Annotated in this window: 15 protein-coding genes; 8 read left to right on the forward strand and 7 right to left on the reverse strand. The window is 74.1% G+C overall.

Going from position 1 to position 13,453, the window contains the following annotated elements; genetic code table 11:
* Both ACNAVT_RS25630 and ACNAVT_RS25635 read left to right on the forward strand, forming a co-directional pair.
* Positions 1-278, forward strand: a 278-nt coding sequence (locus ACNAVT_RS25630) for a GNAT family N-acetyltransferase (protein ID WP_416299819.1), incomplete at its 5' end; no start/stop codon positions are given.
* Positions 279-411: 133 nt separating this feature from the next.
* Positions 412-1,176, forward strand: a complete 765-nt coding sequence (locus ACNAVT_RS25635; RefSeq protein WP_416299821.1) for a methyltransferase domain-containing protein — start codon at positions 412-414, stop codon at positions 1,174-1,176.
* 162 nt (positions 1,177-1,338) lie between these two features.
* On the opposite strand, the gene ACNAVT_RS25640 is transcribed toward ACNAVT_RS25635, so the two are convergent.
* Positions 1,339-1,593 (reverse strand): hypothetical protein, encoded by a 255-nt coding sequence (locus ACNAVT_RS25640; protein ID WP_416299823.1) that lies wholly within the window; start codon positions 1,591-1,593, stop codon positions 1,339-1,341.
* Positions 1,594-1,824: 231 nt separating this feature from the next.
* On the opposite strand from ACNAVT_RS25640, the gene ACNAVT_RS25645 reads away from it, so the two are divergent.
* On the forward strand, positions 1,825-2,778 hold the full coding sequence (locus tag ACNAVT_RS25645; RefSeq protein ID WP_416299936.1) for an L-threonylcarbamoyladenylate synthase: 954 nt from the start codon (positions 1,825-1,827) through the stop codon (positions 2,776-2,778).
* A 3-nt stretch (positions 2,779-2,781) separates the two neighbouring features.
* Here ACNAVT_RS25645 and ACNAVT_RS25650 read toward each other — a convergent pair whose 3' ends face one another.
* The 3 genes from ACNAVT_RS25650 to ACNAVT_RS25660 all read right to left on the reverse strand — a co-directional run bounded on the left by ACNAVT_RS25650 (position 2,782) and on the right by ACNAVT_RS25660 (position 8,145).
* Positions 2,782-3,237 (reverse strand): GNAT family N-acetyltransferase, encoded by a 456-nt coding sequence (locus tag ACNAVT_RS25650; RefSeq protein ID WP_416299825.1) that lies wholly within the window; start codon positions 3,235-3,237, stop codon positions 2,782-2,784.
* A 41-nt stretch (positions 3,238-3,278) separates the two neighbouring features.
* Positions 3,279-3,569 (reverse strand): hypothetical protein, encoded by a 291-nt coding sequence (locus ACNAVT_RS25655; RefSeq protein WP_416299826.1) that lies wholly within the window; start codon positions 3,567-3,569, stop codon positions 3,279-3,281.
* Between the two features lie 79 nt (positions 3,570-3,648).
* On the reverse strand, positions 3,649-8,145 hold the full coding sequence (locus ACNAVT_RS25660) for an HAD-IC family P-type ATPase (protein WP_416299827.1): 4,497 nt from the start codon (positions 8,143-8,145) through the stop codon (positions 3,649-3,651).
* 228 nt (positions 8,146-8,373) lie between these two features.
* On the opposite strand from ACNAVT_RS25660, the gene ACNAVT_RS25665 reads away from it, so the two are divergent.
* From ACNAVT_RS25665 to ACNAVT_RS25685, 5 genes are all read left to right on the forward strand, one after another.
* Positions 8,374-8,634, forward strand: a complete 261-nt coding sequence (locus ACNAVT_RS25665) for a hypothetical protein (protein ID WP_416299828.1) — start codon at positions 8,374-8,376, stop codon at positions 8,632-8,634.
* A gap of 84 nt (positions 8,635-8,718) precedes the next feature.
* Positions 8,719-10,095, forward strand: a complete 1,377-nt coding sequence (locus tag ACNAVT_RS25670) for an MFS transporter (protein WP_416299829.1) — start codon at positions 8,719-8,721, stop codon at positions 10,093-10,095.
* A 157-nt stretch (positions 10,096-10,252) separates the two neighbouring features.
* Positions 10,253-11,032, forward strand: a complete 780-nt coding sequence (locus tag ACNAVT_RS25675) for an SDR family oxidoreductase (RefSeq protein ID WP_416299831.1) — start codon at positions 10,253-10,255, stop codon at positions 11,030-11,032.
* Positions 11,033-11,069: 37 nt separating this feature from the next.
* Positions 11,070-11,264 carry a hypothetical protein gene (locus tag ACNAVT_RS25680; protein ID WP_416299833.1) on the forward strand — a complete coding sequence of 65 codons (195 nt, stop codon included), beginning with the start codon at positions 11,070-11,072 and terminating at the stop codon, positions 11,262-11,264.
* A gap of 63 nt (positions 11,265-11,327) precedes the next feature.
* Positions 11,328-11,876, forward strand: a complete 549-nt coding sequence (locus ACNAVT_RS25685) for a YbaK/EbsC family protein (RefSeq protein ID WP_416299937.1) — start codon at positions 11,328-11,330, stop codon at positions 11,874-11,876.
* A 56-nt stretch (positions 11,877-11,932) separates the two neighbouring features.
* On the opposite strand, the gene ACNAVT_RS25690 is transcribed toward ACNAVT_RS25685, so the two are convergent.
* Genes ACNAVT_RS25690 through ACNAVT_RS25700 form a run of 3 tightly spaced genes read right to left on the reverse strand, consistent with a single transcriptional unit; the run spans position 11,933 to position 13,443 of the window.
* Positions 11,933-12,565 carry a DsbA family oxidoreductase gene (locus ACNAVT_RS25690; protein ID WP_416299835.1) on the reverse strand — a complete coding sequence of 211 codons (633 nt, stop codon included), beginning with the start codon at positions 12,563-12,565 and terminating at the stop codon, positions 11,933-11,935.
* A gap of 20 nt (positions 12,566-12,585) precedes the next feature.
* Entirely contained in the window at positions 12,586-13,011 is a 426-nt protein-coding gene (locus ACNAVT_RS25695) for a SufE family protein (RefSeq protein WP_416299837.1), read from the reverse strand.
* A 24-nt stretch (positions 13,012-13,035) separates the two neighbouring features.
* Positions 13,036-13,443, reverse strand: coding sequence for a CBS domain-containing protein (locus tag ACNAVT_RS25700; RefSeq protein ID WP_416299839.1), 408 nt, complete (start codon positions 13,441-13,443; stop codon positions 13,036-13,038).
* Positions 13,444-13,453 lie beyond the last annotated feature (10 nt).

Here is a 13,453-nt window from a genome sequence, read left to right on the forward strand (position 1 = left end):
TGGCGACGGAACGCCAGCGCCTTCTGGTAGCCGAGGACACCACGGGCCAGGTCGTCGGTCACGCGTGGGTCGGGCTGGAGGACCCGCAGACCAGAACGACCGACAGGGCGTGGCTCCACGACATCAGCGTGGAAGAGCCCTACCGGCGATCCGGCTATGGGAGAGCAATCCTTGCGGCTGTAGAGGCGGTGGCACGGGTAGCGGGTGCGACTCGGCTCGGGCTGAACGTGTTCGGCCATAACCTGCCCGCGATCTCGCTGTACCTGGCGTCTGGTTAACAGGTCACGACCCAACAGATGGCGAAACGCCTGTAGCGGAGGATCCCTGGCCGGGGCATGGCTGGGAGGCCTGGCGGCTGTCGGATCGGTACGGTGAGCATCGACGGGAACGGATCAATCAGGGGAGGGCGCCATGACCCGAACGCTTGCGGGCGACTTCGACTACGACACCCACGGCAGCGGCTACTCCGGCCAGCGTCGCACCGATCCACGCATCGCCGCGCTGCTGCATGAGGCGCTCGGAGACGCCCGTACGGTGCTCAACGTCGGAGCCGGAGCCGGTTCCTATGAGCCGAACGATCGCTACGTCGTCGCAGTCGAGCCGTCCGCGGCCATGCGTGGCCAGCGTCCGACCAGCGCGGTTCCGGCGATCGATGCGACTGCGGAAGAGTTGCCCTTCGACGACGACGCCTTCGACGCCGCGATGGCCACCGTCACCGTGCACCAATGGTCCGACAGCACGAAGGGTCTGGCCGAGCTGCGGAGAGTGTCGCGAGGCCCGATCGTGGTGCTCACCCTTGACGGCGATGCTCTGGACCTGCTGTGGCTGGCCGAGTACGCGCCCGAGTTGATCGCCGCCGAACGACGTCGCTATCCCGCCATCGATGCCATCGCCGCAGCGATCGGTGCCACCTGTGACGTGATTCCGGTGCCGATTCCCATTGACTGCACCGACGGGTTCACCGAAGCCTTCTACGCTCGGCCCGAACGCTTCCTCGACCCGGGCGTTCGTGCCGCACAGTCGGCCTGGGGCTTCGTCGAACCAGATGCGGCTCTCGCGGCCATGGAGCAGTTGCGGAGCGACCTTGAGTCCGGGGCGTGGGACGCCCGCTACGGGCATCTGCGTACGCAGAAGGAGTTCCTCGGCTCCCTCCGGCTGTTGGTCGGCCGCCCGTAGGTTCGACGGTTGATCGGCGCCCTACCCCTCGATCAGCGGGCCGGCCAGCGCATCCTGGACGGTCCCCCGAACGCCCTGACCGGGTGGTGACGGACGATCGAGCGTGGCCGGGCCGAGCCCGGACCGCCGCGTGTGCCGTTCCAGCCGGTCGGCGAGCTGGGGTCAGGAGCGGTAGCAGGCGTCGTACATGACGTCGGCGACGAGCTGCCAGGAGGGCTGCTCGGGTCCCGGCCGGCCCGCTCTGCGCTGCATGCGGGCCCGATCGCGCAGCTGGGTGGCCCAGGTGGCCAGGAAGCGGTCCAGTTCGGGATTCACCACCGCGTCCGGGGCGCGCGCCACGTCGTCCGCGAGCCACTGGAGCCAGGTGACCAGGTCGTCGACGCTGTCCACGCGCTTGCGCGGGCGGTCCTCGGTCATTGTCCCTCCCTCGGGCACGTCCGCCCCGACGGCGGGAGCCACACGACCGTGTCTACCTGGCCGCGGCCGTCGGCGGGACGGGATCGGCGGCCAGGTGTCGGGTGAGCGCTGCCCAGGCGCCTGCCCCGGCGGAGCGGGGTGATGCCGGACGTCTCCACTGCACCGGCCCGTCGTACCGGCCGTAGGGCGGCAGGCTAGCGTCGGGGCGTGAGCACCGGATCCCCGCGCGTCCTGCCGGCCGGCAGTGGCATCGCCGAGGCCGCCGCCGTCCTGCGTACCGGAGGGCTGGTCGCCTTCCCCACCGAGACGGTCTACGGGCTGGGCGCGAACGCGCTCGACGCTCGGGCCGCGGCCCGGATCTTCGAGGCGAAGGCCCGACCCAGCTTCGACCCGTTGATCACCCACCTGTCCGACGCCGCCGACCTGCCCGGCCTGGTCGGCGCGGTGCCGCCGGCGGTAGCCGCGCTGGTCGACCGCTTCTGGCCCGGGCCGCTCACCCTGATCGTGGACCGGCCGGCGGCCATCCCGCCGATCGTCACCTCCGGCCTGGACACCATGGCGGTCCGGGTGCCGGACGAGCCGTCCGCCCGGGCGCTGATCGCCGCCGCCGGGGTGCCGGTGGCCGCGCCCAGCGCCAATCGGTTCGGACAGCTCAGCCCGACCCGCGCCGAGCATGTGGTGGCCGGGCTGGGCGGCGCGGTGGACGTGGTGCTCGACGGCGGCCCGACCCGGTGCGGCATCGAGTCGACCATCGTGGACGCCCGGGGTGAGCGGCCGGTGGTGCTCCGGCTGGGCGCGCTGCCGGTGGAGGCCCTGGTCGAGGCGGTCGGGCCGGTCGACGTACGACCGGGCAGCTCCGGCCAGCCGGTGGCGCCCGGGACGCTGGCCGCGCACTACGCGCCGCGTACGCCGTTGCGGTTGGGGGCGGCGGAGTCGGTGCCGGGCGACGGCGGCCGGCGCGGGTTTCTGGCCTTTCGCGAACGCCCGGCCGAGGGCGGATGGGCCGCGGTAGAGGTGCTGTCGCCCGAGGGCGACCTGACGGCGGCGGCCGCCCGGCTCTTCGACGCCCTGCACGGGCTGGATGCGGCCGGAGTGACCGAGATCGTCGCCGAGCCGGTCCCGGAGGTCGGGGTGGGGCGGGCGATCAACGACAGGTTGCGGCGGGCCGCCGCCACCTGGCACTGACCGTCACAGGTCCCGTTCGCCGACGACCTGGTCGCCGCTGCGCTCGCCGGTGAGCCGGAAGCCGAGGCGCTGGTAGAAGCGCTCGGGGCCGTGCGCGCCGGGGGCCCAGGTGGTGGTGAGCCGTTCGGCGCCCCGGCGGCGTAGCTCCTCGGCCACCGCTTCGACGGCGAAGCGCCCGTATCCCCGGCCCTGCCGGTCGGCGGCGATGTTCAGCCGCCACAGCCCGGAACGGACATCGGTCGGGTCCTCCGCCCGCCACTGCACGTCGAGGAAGGCCATCAGGAAGCCGACCGGCTGGTCGTCGTCGACGATCAGCCGCGGCCACGCGACATCGGGCTGGACGTACGCCTCGGCCAGTGACCGGGCGACCGGCGCGACCAGGCCCTCCTGGTCGGGCCGTACGGTGATCGCGCAGGCGGCCAGGACGTTGTCCGTGGTGATCTTCTCGAGGTGCGCCACGGCGGCACCTTAGCCGTGGTGCGGTGCCGGGCTCGAGTTCTTTACATCTCCCGTTGCACCACCTCCAGGTTGATGAAGCGGGGTTCACGCCGGGTCAGGCTGCGCATCCGTTCGGCGTACCGGCCGGTCTCGGGCTGGGCGTTGTGCGCCATCGCCTGCTCGTAGTTGTCGAACTCGGCGACCATCACGAAGTGCCCGGGCCGCTCCCGGTCCTCGGCGACCGTCAACCGGGCCGGCGCGTTCGGTAGTTGCCGCTGCCCCCACTCCTCGCTCAGCGCCCGCACGTCGGCGGGGCGGTCCGACTCGTACTCGATGACCTGGACGAAGGCCATGTCGATCACCTCCGTGGCCGGAGTTCCCGTTCGGTCGCCGTCCATGTGCGGGAGCTGGCGGTACCGACCGGCCTAGTAACTAGCGTTGCGGGAGGCGGTCGACCAGCCGGGTGAGCGCGCCGTTGGCGAAGGTCGCGCCGAGCGCGGAGCCGGCGGCGATTGTCCAGCCGACCGGGCCGAGTGGAGTGCAGCCGAAGAACTGGCTGAGCCCAGGTGTCTGCACCACCCCGACCAGTACGCCGACCGAGGCGGCGGTGGAGGCGAGCACGGTGGGGCTGGTGCCGCCGGCCAGCACGGTCTGCCCGAGCTGGGTGCCGACCAGCGAGGCGAGCGCGACCGTGCCGGCCCGCTGTTGCCGCCCGGTCCACCGGGCCAGCGTCCAGCCGGCGGTCGCGCCCAGCGTGGTGGCACCCGCCCGGAGCGCGATCTCCCGGGTCATCGTCCCGCCGAGGGAGGTGTCCGGCCCCTCCCGGAGCAGGTGGTCGGCGCGGTCGGAGGCGGGCGGGCGGACCGCGATGGCCAGCGCCGGCACCAGGTCGGTGAGGAGGTTGACCAGGAGCAGTTGCCGTCCGTTCAGTGCGGACCGGCCGGTGGCGGCGGCGGTCAGCACGCTGAACGCGATCTCGCCGAGGTTGCCGCCGACCAGGATGCTCAGCGCGTGGCGGACGGACGACCACATCGCCCGTCCCTCGACCAGCGTGGCGATGATCGTCTCCAGCCGGTCGTCGGTGACCACCAGGTCGGCGGCGGCGCGGGCCGCCGGGGTGCCGCGCTGGCCGAGGGCGATGCCCACGTCGGCCAGCCGGATCGCCGGGGCGTCGTTGGCGCCGTCGCCGGTCATCGCCACGGTGCGGCCCCGCCGTTGCAGCGCCTGGATGATGCGGACCTTGTGGGCCGGGGTGCAGCGGGCCACCACGTCGGTCGCCATGAGCCGCTCGGCCAGCGCCTCGTCGTCGAGCCGGTCCAGGTCGGTCGCGGTGACCACCCGTTGCTCCCCGTGGTCGGGGCTGATGGTCGCGGCGATCGCCTCGGCGGTGGCCGGATGGTCGCCGGTGATCATGATGGTGTGCACGCCGGCCTGCCGGATCCGGCGGACCGCGGGCTTCGCGCTCTCCCGTACCCCGTCGGCGAGCGCCAGGAAGCCGACGAAGACCAACCCCTCGACCTGGTCGTCGGTCACCGACTCGGTGTCCACCGGGCATTCCGCGACGGCGAGGATGCGATGCCCGGCCCGGGCCCGCTCGGCGAGCATCCCGTGCAGCGCGTCCCGGCCCGCCGCGTCCAGCGGCTCGTCGCCCCCGGCCGTCCGGCGGGCCGCGCAGCGCGGCACGACCGACTCCGGCGCCCCCTTGACGCTGAGCAGCAGCCCGTCGGCGGTCTGTCCGACCGTGGCGTGGTAGCCGCGAGACGGCTCGAACGGCAGTCCGCCCACCGCCGCCCAGTCCGCCACGCCGGTCTGCTCCACCACCTCGGCGGTGCCCGCGCCGCGGCGTACCGCCCGGTCGGTCTGCTGGGGCAGCTCGTCCGGGTCGGCCGCCGCCGGGGTGGCGCGCAGCGCCGTGGCCAGGGTCAGTTGGAGCTGCTCGTCCAGCCGCTCCGGCGGGGCGTACCGGTCGCCGCCGTCGCCTACGCCGGCCAGCAGCAGCTTCCCCTCGGTGAGGGTGCCGGTCTTGTCGAAGCAGAGCACATCCACCCGGCCCAGCGCCTCGATGGTCCGTGGGTTGCGGACCAGCGCGCCGTGCTCGGCCAGCCGCCGCGCCGCCGCCAGTTGCGCGGCGCTGACCAGGAACGGCAGGCCCTCCGGCACCGAGGCGACGGCCAGGTTCGCGGCGGTGGCCGCCGTCTCCGCCAGGGGTACGCCCCGGAGCAGGCCCGCCCCGGCGACCGCGATCGCCGAGCCGGCCGCCAGCGGTACGGCGGCGCTGGTCAGCTTCCCGAGCCGCGCCTCCACGCCGCTGGCCGGCGGGGCCTGCCGGGCCATGGCGAGGCTCCGGCCCGCCTCGGTCTCCTCGCCGGTCGCCACCACCACGCCGGTGCCGTGGCCGGCGGCGACGGTGGTGCCCTCGTACAGCATGGAGCGCCGCTCGGCGACGGCCGCCGCCACCACCGGCTCGGCGTTCTTGCCCACCGGCAGGGACTCGCCGGTCAGCGACGACTCGTCGGCCTCCAGCCCGTCTGAGGCGATCACCCGACAGTCGGCCGGGATCGCGTCGCCTGGGCCGACCGCGACCACGTCCCCCGGGACCAGTTCCGCCGCGGGCAGCACCTGCTCGGCGCCGTCCCGGAGCACCCGGGCGGTCACCGCCGAGCGGGACAGCAGCTCGGCCAGGGACCGTTCGGTGTTGCGCTGGTGCACCGCGCCGACCAGCGCCGAACCGCCCACCACCCCGCCGACCAGGGCCGCGTCGACCAGTGAGCCGAACGCGGCGGAGAGCACCGCCCCGGCGGCGAGCACCGGGGTGAGCGGGTTCGACAACTCGTCCACGAACACCCGCAGCAGCCCGGGCGGGCCACCCCCGTCGCCGGTCGCGGCCCGTCGGCGGCGTCCCGCCTCCTCGCTGGTCAACCCGGCCGGTTCGGTTCCGAGCTGGGCCAGCACGGTCTCCACCGGCATCAGATGCCAGGCAGTCAGCGCGGGCACCGGTGCGCGGGTCCGGTCCGGCAGCCGGTGAGCCCGCCATACGCCGTGCGCGAAGGCCACCGCGCCGGCGCCGTTGACCGTGGCGAGGACCCGGCCGGGGAGCTGAACGGGGGCGGCGGTGAAGGCGCCCAACGCCCCCAGGCCGCTGCCGGCCATCGCGATCCGGATGTTCTGCCCGGTCATCCGGCGGGCCACGCCGGTGGCGTCGACCAGCAGCGCGGGGATCCGCAGGTCGTCGCCGACCAGCAGGTGCGCGCCCCACGGTGGGAGGTCCTCGGGGGCGGCCACACCGAGCCCGCAGTCGGCGGCGCCGAGCGCGGCGCGGTCACCGGAGACGACCATGACGACCGCACCGTCGCGTTGCAGGGCGCGTACCGAGTCGGCGAGTTGGGGTCCGCCGGGCACGACGACATCCGCGAAGCCGTACCGGCCGTCGTCGTCGCCCGCCACCACGAGCCGCAGGCCGGCCTGGCGGGCGGCGGTGGGCAGGGCGTCCACGCCGGGCGCCGGTTCCGGTTCGACCCGTACCACGGCGGCGAGGGTGTCACCGGCCGCGAGGCCGAGCAGCAGACCACCGCTTTCCCGGAGCCGGCGGCTGTCCGGGGTGTCGCCCGGGTCGGCGGCGTCGACCCGGTCCAGCGGGCCGAGCCGCCAGCCGTCGGCCTCCCGCATCCCGTCGGGGGCGGCCGGGTCGAAGAGCGCGAAGGCCCGGGCCGAGACGTGCGCGGTGTCCGCTCCGGGCAGCGGCGCCAGGTCGGCCAGCACGCCCCGGTCCGAGCCGAGGATCGCGGTGTCCAGCAGCACCGTGTCGATCCGGTCCAGCTCGCGCAGCACGCTGCGGTCCATCGCGATCACGCCGCGGCGGGCCAGCATCCGGCCGAGCTGGGCGCCGTACCCCTCGCGTCCGGCTCCCGGCGCCTTCGGCAGCGAGGAGAGGGCCAGCGCCGCAGCCCGTTTGCCGCCGGCCGCCGGCACCGCAGCGGCGCCGGCCGCCGCACCGGCGGCGAGCGCGCGGCTCACGTACCGCTCGGCCGGACCGTCCGGGACCGGGCAGGGCCGCTGCCCCTTCGGAACCCGGGCCACCGCCCGGTCCGGATCCCCGGTCAGCCGCGGCTCGGCCCTGGTCCAGGCCGTGAGCTGGGCCCGCGCCTCGCCCCACTGCACCACCCGCTGTGCGCCGTCCAGGGCGATCCCGGCCCAGCCGCCGGTGAGGCCCTGCACGACCGCCTCGACGAGCGGGAAGATGATGTCGGCGCGGGGGTCCGCGCGCAGCCCCCGGTCGGCCAGCGCGTGCAGCTTCGGGTGCAGGTCGATCGCGGAGAGGAACCCGGCCACCTCACCGGGGACCGGGGCGAACGGCAGGATCCGGGTGGCCGCCGAGATGGTCAGGCCGAGCGCGTCCGAGGCCAGCGCGCCCAAGGTACGGGGCGTACGCGGCCCTTCTTCGGGCGGGTGCGGCGGCGGGATCTCCGAGTCCGGCTCGTACGGGCACACCCGCTCGACCCGCGCGATAGTGGCGATCAGGTTGCCCAGCTTCGGCTTCGGCTCCTCGACCGCCACCACCACCCGGCCGGAGGGCGCGTTGACCCGGGCCCAGGCGACGCCGGGCATTTGTTCCAGCGCGGCCTCGACCTGGCGGGCCAGCCGGTCGCCGCCGTCCTGGCAGACGCCGTGCACCTCGATGTGGTGCCGGCCGTCCTTCGACCAGACGCGGCGTCGGGTCAGCCCGACGAGTCGGGCCATCCGGGTCGCCGCCGTACTCACGCTCTCCGCCGCCTCGGTGACGGCCTGTGGCACGGCGGCCTGGGCCACGTTCCCCACGGCAGCGCCGCCCGCCCGGGCCGCGTCGGGCACGCCGGTGACAACGGTGCGGGCCACCCGCGCGACGGCGCCCGGCGACAACAGGAGGCCGGCGTATCGGCCCAGCGAGGTCATCGAGGTGTACGGCCGAGCCGTCGGCCGCGCTCCCCGCTGCTCCCGTCGCCGCGCCCGCCGTGCGTCATCTCGCCTCCCGCGCTTCGTCCCGGCGCCCGGACTTCCCGGCGTCGCGTCCGTTATGCCCCCCGGGCGGGGGAAGTTTCCCCGCTGCCCGGGGCATGGACCGGGTCGCCGGTGGAATGCCGGCTCCGACGTGGATGTGGAAGTCCAGACCGGGGAGGCGGAATGAGCACGCTGACGCGACACCTCAGCGGGGCGCACGAGATGATCAGGACGTACTGCCGCCGGGTGGAGATCCCGATGCTGGGCGAGGTGGCGGTGCCCCCGCCCGACAAGCTGGCCTACTACGCCGGGTTGGGCGTGCTTGCCGCCCTTCAGGTGATCGAGTGGCCGCTGGCCCTGGTCATCACCGCCGGGCATCTGCTGGCCGACCAGCACCTCTCCGGCGTGGTTCGGGGATTCGGTGAGTCGCTGGAGTCGGCCTGACGAGACGAGGCTCACGGTTGACCTGAATCCGGGTTGAGGTCCCAAGCTTGAGCCCATGTCGACCGTACGTACGCCGGACCGCCGGTGACCGCCACCACCGCGCCGGCGTCCCCACCCGCGCACCTGTACTCCCCGCGCCTGCGGGCGATGACCGTGGGCAGCGTCGCCCTGGTGTCGCTGCTGGCGTTCGAGGCCCTCGCCGTGGGCACAGCGATGCCCACGGTCGCCCGCAGTCTGGACGGGCTGACCCTGTACGCGCTCGCCTTCGGTGGCCCGTTCGCCGCCGGCGTGGTGGCCATGGTCGTCTCCGGCATCTGGTGCGACGCGCGGGGCCCGCGCCCGCCGATGTGGCACGGGGTTGCCTGGTTCGTGGCGGGGCTGGCGGTCGCGGGTGCCGCCCCGACGATGGGCGTGCTGGTCGCCGGCCGGGTGGTGCAGGGCTTCGGTTCGGGCCTGCTCTCCGTGGCGTTGTACGTGATCGTCGGGCAGGCCTACCCCGAGGAGTTGCGACGGCGGGTCTTCGCCGCGTTCGCGGCGGCCTGGGTCGTACCGTCGCTGGTCGGTCCGGCGCTGGCCGGCCTGATCGTCGAGCACCTGGGCTGGCGCTGGGTCTTCCTGGCGGTGCCGGTGGTCGCGGTGCCCGCGGTGCTGTTGATCCAGCCCGGGCTACGGGCGCTCGGCGCCGCGGTCCCGACCCGGCCGCCCGCCGGCGCGTTGGCCCGGATCGGCTGGGCCTGCGGGGCGGGGGCGAGCGCCGCACTGCTGCACCACGGGGGGCAGCAGCGCGGCGCGCTGGCGGTCGTGCTGGTGGCGGTGGCGCTGGCCGGACTGCTGGTCTGCGCCCCGCGCCTGCTGCCGGCCGGCTTCCTGCGGGCCGGGCGGGGGCTGCCCACCGTGGTCGGCCTGCGGGGCCTCGCCTCGGCGGCGTTCGCCGGGGCGGAGGTGGTGCTGCCGCTGATGCTCTCCCGGGAACGCGGCTTCTCACCGACCGCGGCCGGCCTGGTGCTGACCGTCGGAGCGGTGTCCTGGTCGGTGGGCTCGTGGCTCCAGGGCCGGCTGGCCCCGCCGCGCTCCGCCGCCACCCTGCCCCGGGCCGGGCTGGGCTGCATCACCCTCGGTACGGCCAGCGTCGCGTTGGCCGTACTGCCGGGCGTACCCGTGGCGCTCGTGGTGTTCGCCTGGGCCGTGGCCGGCCTCGGCATGGGGTTGCTCTACCCGTCCCTGTCGGTGCTCACCCTGGCCCTCTCGGCACCGGACGAGCAGGGCCGCAACAGCTCGGCGTTGCAACTGGGCGACTCGCTCGCGGCGGCCACGGTGCTGGCGTTGACCGGCGCCGTGCTGGCGGCCGGAGCGGCGCCCGGCCCGGCGAGCTACGCCGTCACCCTGGCCGTGGCGGGCGGTTGCGGGCTGGTCGGCGTGCTGCTCGCCGGCCGGGTGGTGGTCCGCCCGGTGGCCGCCTGAGGGGGCCTCGGCTGCCGGGCGGCGGCGGGCCGTCCGGATTCGCCGTGTCGGCCGCCTCCACGGCGGGGAGGATCGGCGTGCGGTCGTGACCGCTCCGCCGTCACGACGGTTGCCGCCATCTCGTCCCCTGGGTGTACGGCACGGGAAAGGACGGTCGATGAGGGTTCTGGTCACCGGGGCGAGCGGGCGGCTCGGGCGGGCGGTGTTGCCGCGGCTGCGGGACGGCGGGTTCACGGTGCGGGCGGTGAGCCGACATCCACGCGAGGACTCCACCGTGGAGTACCTGGCGGCCGACCTCGCCACCGGCGAAGGGTTGGCCGCGGCGGTCGCCGGGGTTGAGGCCGTGCTCCACCTGGCCACCTCGCCGACTCGACGTACCCAGGAGATCGACGTGCTGGGCACCCGCCGCCTGGTGGTGGCCGCCGGGCAGGCCGGCGTGGGGCACCTGGTCTACGTCTCGATCGTGGGAGTCGACCGGGTGCCGTTCGGCTACTACCGGCACAAGCTCGCGGCCGAGCAGGTGGTGACGGCCGGCCCGGTTCCGTGGAGCGTGCTGCGGGCGACCCAGTTCCCGGAGTTCCTGGAGGAGCTGTTGCGTCGCGCCAGCCGTCTCGGGCCGGTGATCGGGGATCCGGCCGTGCTCGCCCAGCCGGTCGACCCCGGGGAGGTGGCGGCCCGCCTCGCCGCGATGCTGGCGGCCGGCCCGTCGTACGCCGTCGCGGAGTTCGGTGGCCCGCAGGTGCTCCGCTTCGACGACGCGGTACGGGCGTGGCGGGCGGCGCGCCGGTCCCGCCGCCCGCTGCTGCCGGTACGGATCCCGGGGCGGCTCGGTCGGTCGCTGCGGTCCGGCGGGCTCACCACCACGGCCACCCCGACCGGTACCCGGACCTGGGCGGATCATCTCGCAGACACGTATGGGGGAACCGGCCGGAAATGAAAACTTCTGCGGTTCCGCGTCGCCCTAACGTGAGCGCATGCTGGTTTTCGTCACCACGGTGATCCTGTACGTGTTCGGCTTCGTCTTCCTGTACGGCGTGATTCGGCTGGGCATCCGGCACGGCATCGAGGACGTGGAAAGGCACCGGGCCCAGATGCAACGGGCCGAGCAGCTCGCGGCCTACCAGGACCGGACGTTCGCTCGCGAGAACGCCTTCCTCACCGGTAGCTGACGTTCGGTCGGGCGGGATGTCGGATAGCGGGTTCGATTGGCGGGTGCGAGGATCGCACCCGTGATGGGGACGCTGAAGACCGAACCTGCCCGTACCCGACTGGACCTGCTGGCACCGCCGGTCGCGGCCGCGATCGAGGGGTGGCCGGGCGAGGCGCCGGTTGACGTCGACGACGTGCTGGTCGCCCCGATCGACGCCGAGCTGGCCGACACGGCCGCGTTCTGCCAGGCGTACGAGGTGGGGCTCGATCAGTCGGCGAACTGCGTGGTGGTGGCCGGCAAGCGGGGTGGCGAGACCCGGTACGCGGCCTGCGTCGTGCTCGCCACCACCCGGGCCGACGTGAACGGCGTGGTGCGCCGGATGCTGGACGTGCGCAAGGCGAGCTTCGCGCCGATGGCCGACGCGGTCGAGCTGACCGGGATGGAGTACGGCGGAATCACCCCGATCGGGCTGCCGGAGGGGTGGCCGATCCTGGTCGACTCGCGGGTGATCGCCACGCCGCACGCGATCATCGGATCCGGCGTACGGCACAGCAAGATCGCGCTGCCCGGGCCGGCGCTCGGTGCGCTGCCCGGGGCAACGGTGGTGGAAGACCTGGCCAGGCCCGTCTGATCCGTCAATGTCATCGATGTTGTTCCACGTGAAACATTAAGAACATCGATGTCTTGTCAGGCGGTCGACTCCCGCTGCTCGACCTCGCGGAGGGCGGCGAGCAGGGTTTCCGGCTCCTGGGCGCCGGTGACGGCGTACTTCCCGGCCAGCACGAAGGTCGGCACGCTGGACACCCCGAGCTGGCGCGCCTCGGCCAGGTCGGCGGCCACCTCGCGTCGCCCGAGGTTCGACTCCAGGTACTCCCGGGCCTCGGTCTCGTCCAAGCCGACCTCGACGGCCAGCTTGACCAGCGCGTCCTTCGATCCGACGTCGATCCCGTCGGTGAAGTGCGCCCGATAGAGCGCGTCGACCATCTCGGTGGCCCGGCCCCGCTCGGTGGCGAACCGGACCAGTCGGTGCGCCTCGAAGGTGTTGGCGTGCACCGCGCGGTCGAAGCGCATGTCGAGCCCCACGCCGGCGGCGACCTGGGTCACGTGGGTGAACATCCCTTCGGCCCGCTCCCGGCCGCCGAACTTCGCGGCCAGTGCCTCGACCAGCGGCTTCGGCTCGGTCACCGGCGTCGGGTCGAGCTGGAACGGCCGGAACCGGACGGTCACCTCGCCGTCGTACGACTCCAGCGCCCGCTCCAGCCGGCGCTTGCCGATCCAGCACCAGGGGCAGACGACGTCGGCGTAGATCTCGATCTCCATGACCGGAGACAACCCGTTGATCAGGAAATCTGTTCCCGGACCTGACGCTTGAGCCGGGCCAGGATCGCCGTGCCGCCGCGCACCCGCAACGGGCTGATCGCCTGGGCCAGCCCCATTCGCTGGTAGATGTCGTCCGGCACGGCCAGCACCTGCTCGGCGCTCGCCCCGGCCAGCCCTTCGGCGAGGATGCCGGCGAAGGCCCGCGTGGTCGGCGCCTCCGGGGGGCAGTCGAAGATCGTGGTCACCGTCCGGTCCGGTTCGACCTCGGCGCGCAGGAAGAAGGCGGTCTGGCACTCGGGGACCTGCTCCAGCTCGGCCCGGTCCACCCCGGCCGGCAGGGGCGGGACGACGTCGGCGTACTCGAGGAGCATCTCCAGCACCACGTCCCGGGGCGCGGCGGCGAACTCGTCAACGATCTCGGCCAGCTTCCTCGGCATCTCCGGCATGCCTTGAGGTTATCGGCCCTCCTCTCACCTGTTCGGGGCGACGCTGAGGGCGGAGTCGAGGTCGAGCTGCCTGGCCAGGTCGCCGAGGGAGACGATGCCGACCAGCTTGCGCTCGCTGTCGCAGACCAGCACCCGCCGGATGTTGCGCTCCCGCATCAGGCCGGCCGCCTCGCCGGCGGTGGCATGCTGCTCGATCATCACCACCTCGCGGGTGATGATCGAGCCGATCGTGGTGGTGGTCGGGTCGGCCCGCTCCGCCACCGCCCGGACCACGATGTCGCGGTCGGTCAGTACGCCGGCGAGGGTCGCCTCGTCGGTGACCACCACGTCGCCGATGTCCGACTCCTTCATCACCCTGGCCGCCTCGTCCAGGGTGGTCTCCGCCGGCAGGTAGACCACCTGCTTCGTCATCACGTCGCTGACCCGGTACATGAGAGCCTCC

The sequence above is a fragment of the Micromonospora sp. SL4-19 genome, from assembly GCF_047921475.1.
GTDB lineage: Bacteria > Actinomycetota > Actinomycetes > Mycobacteriales > Micromonosporaceae > Micromonospora.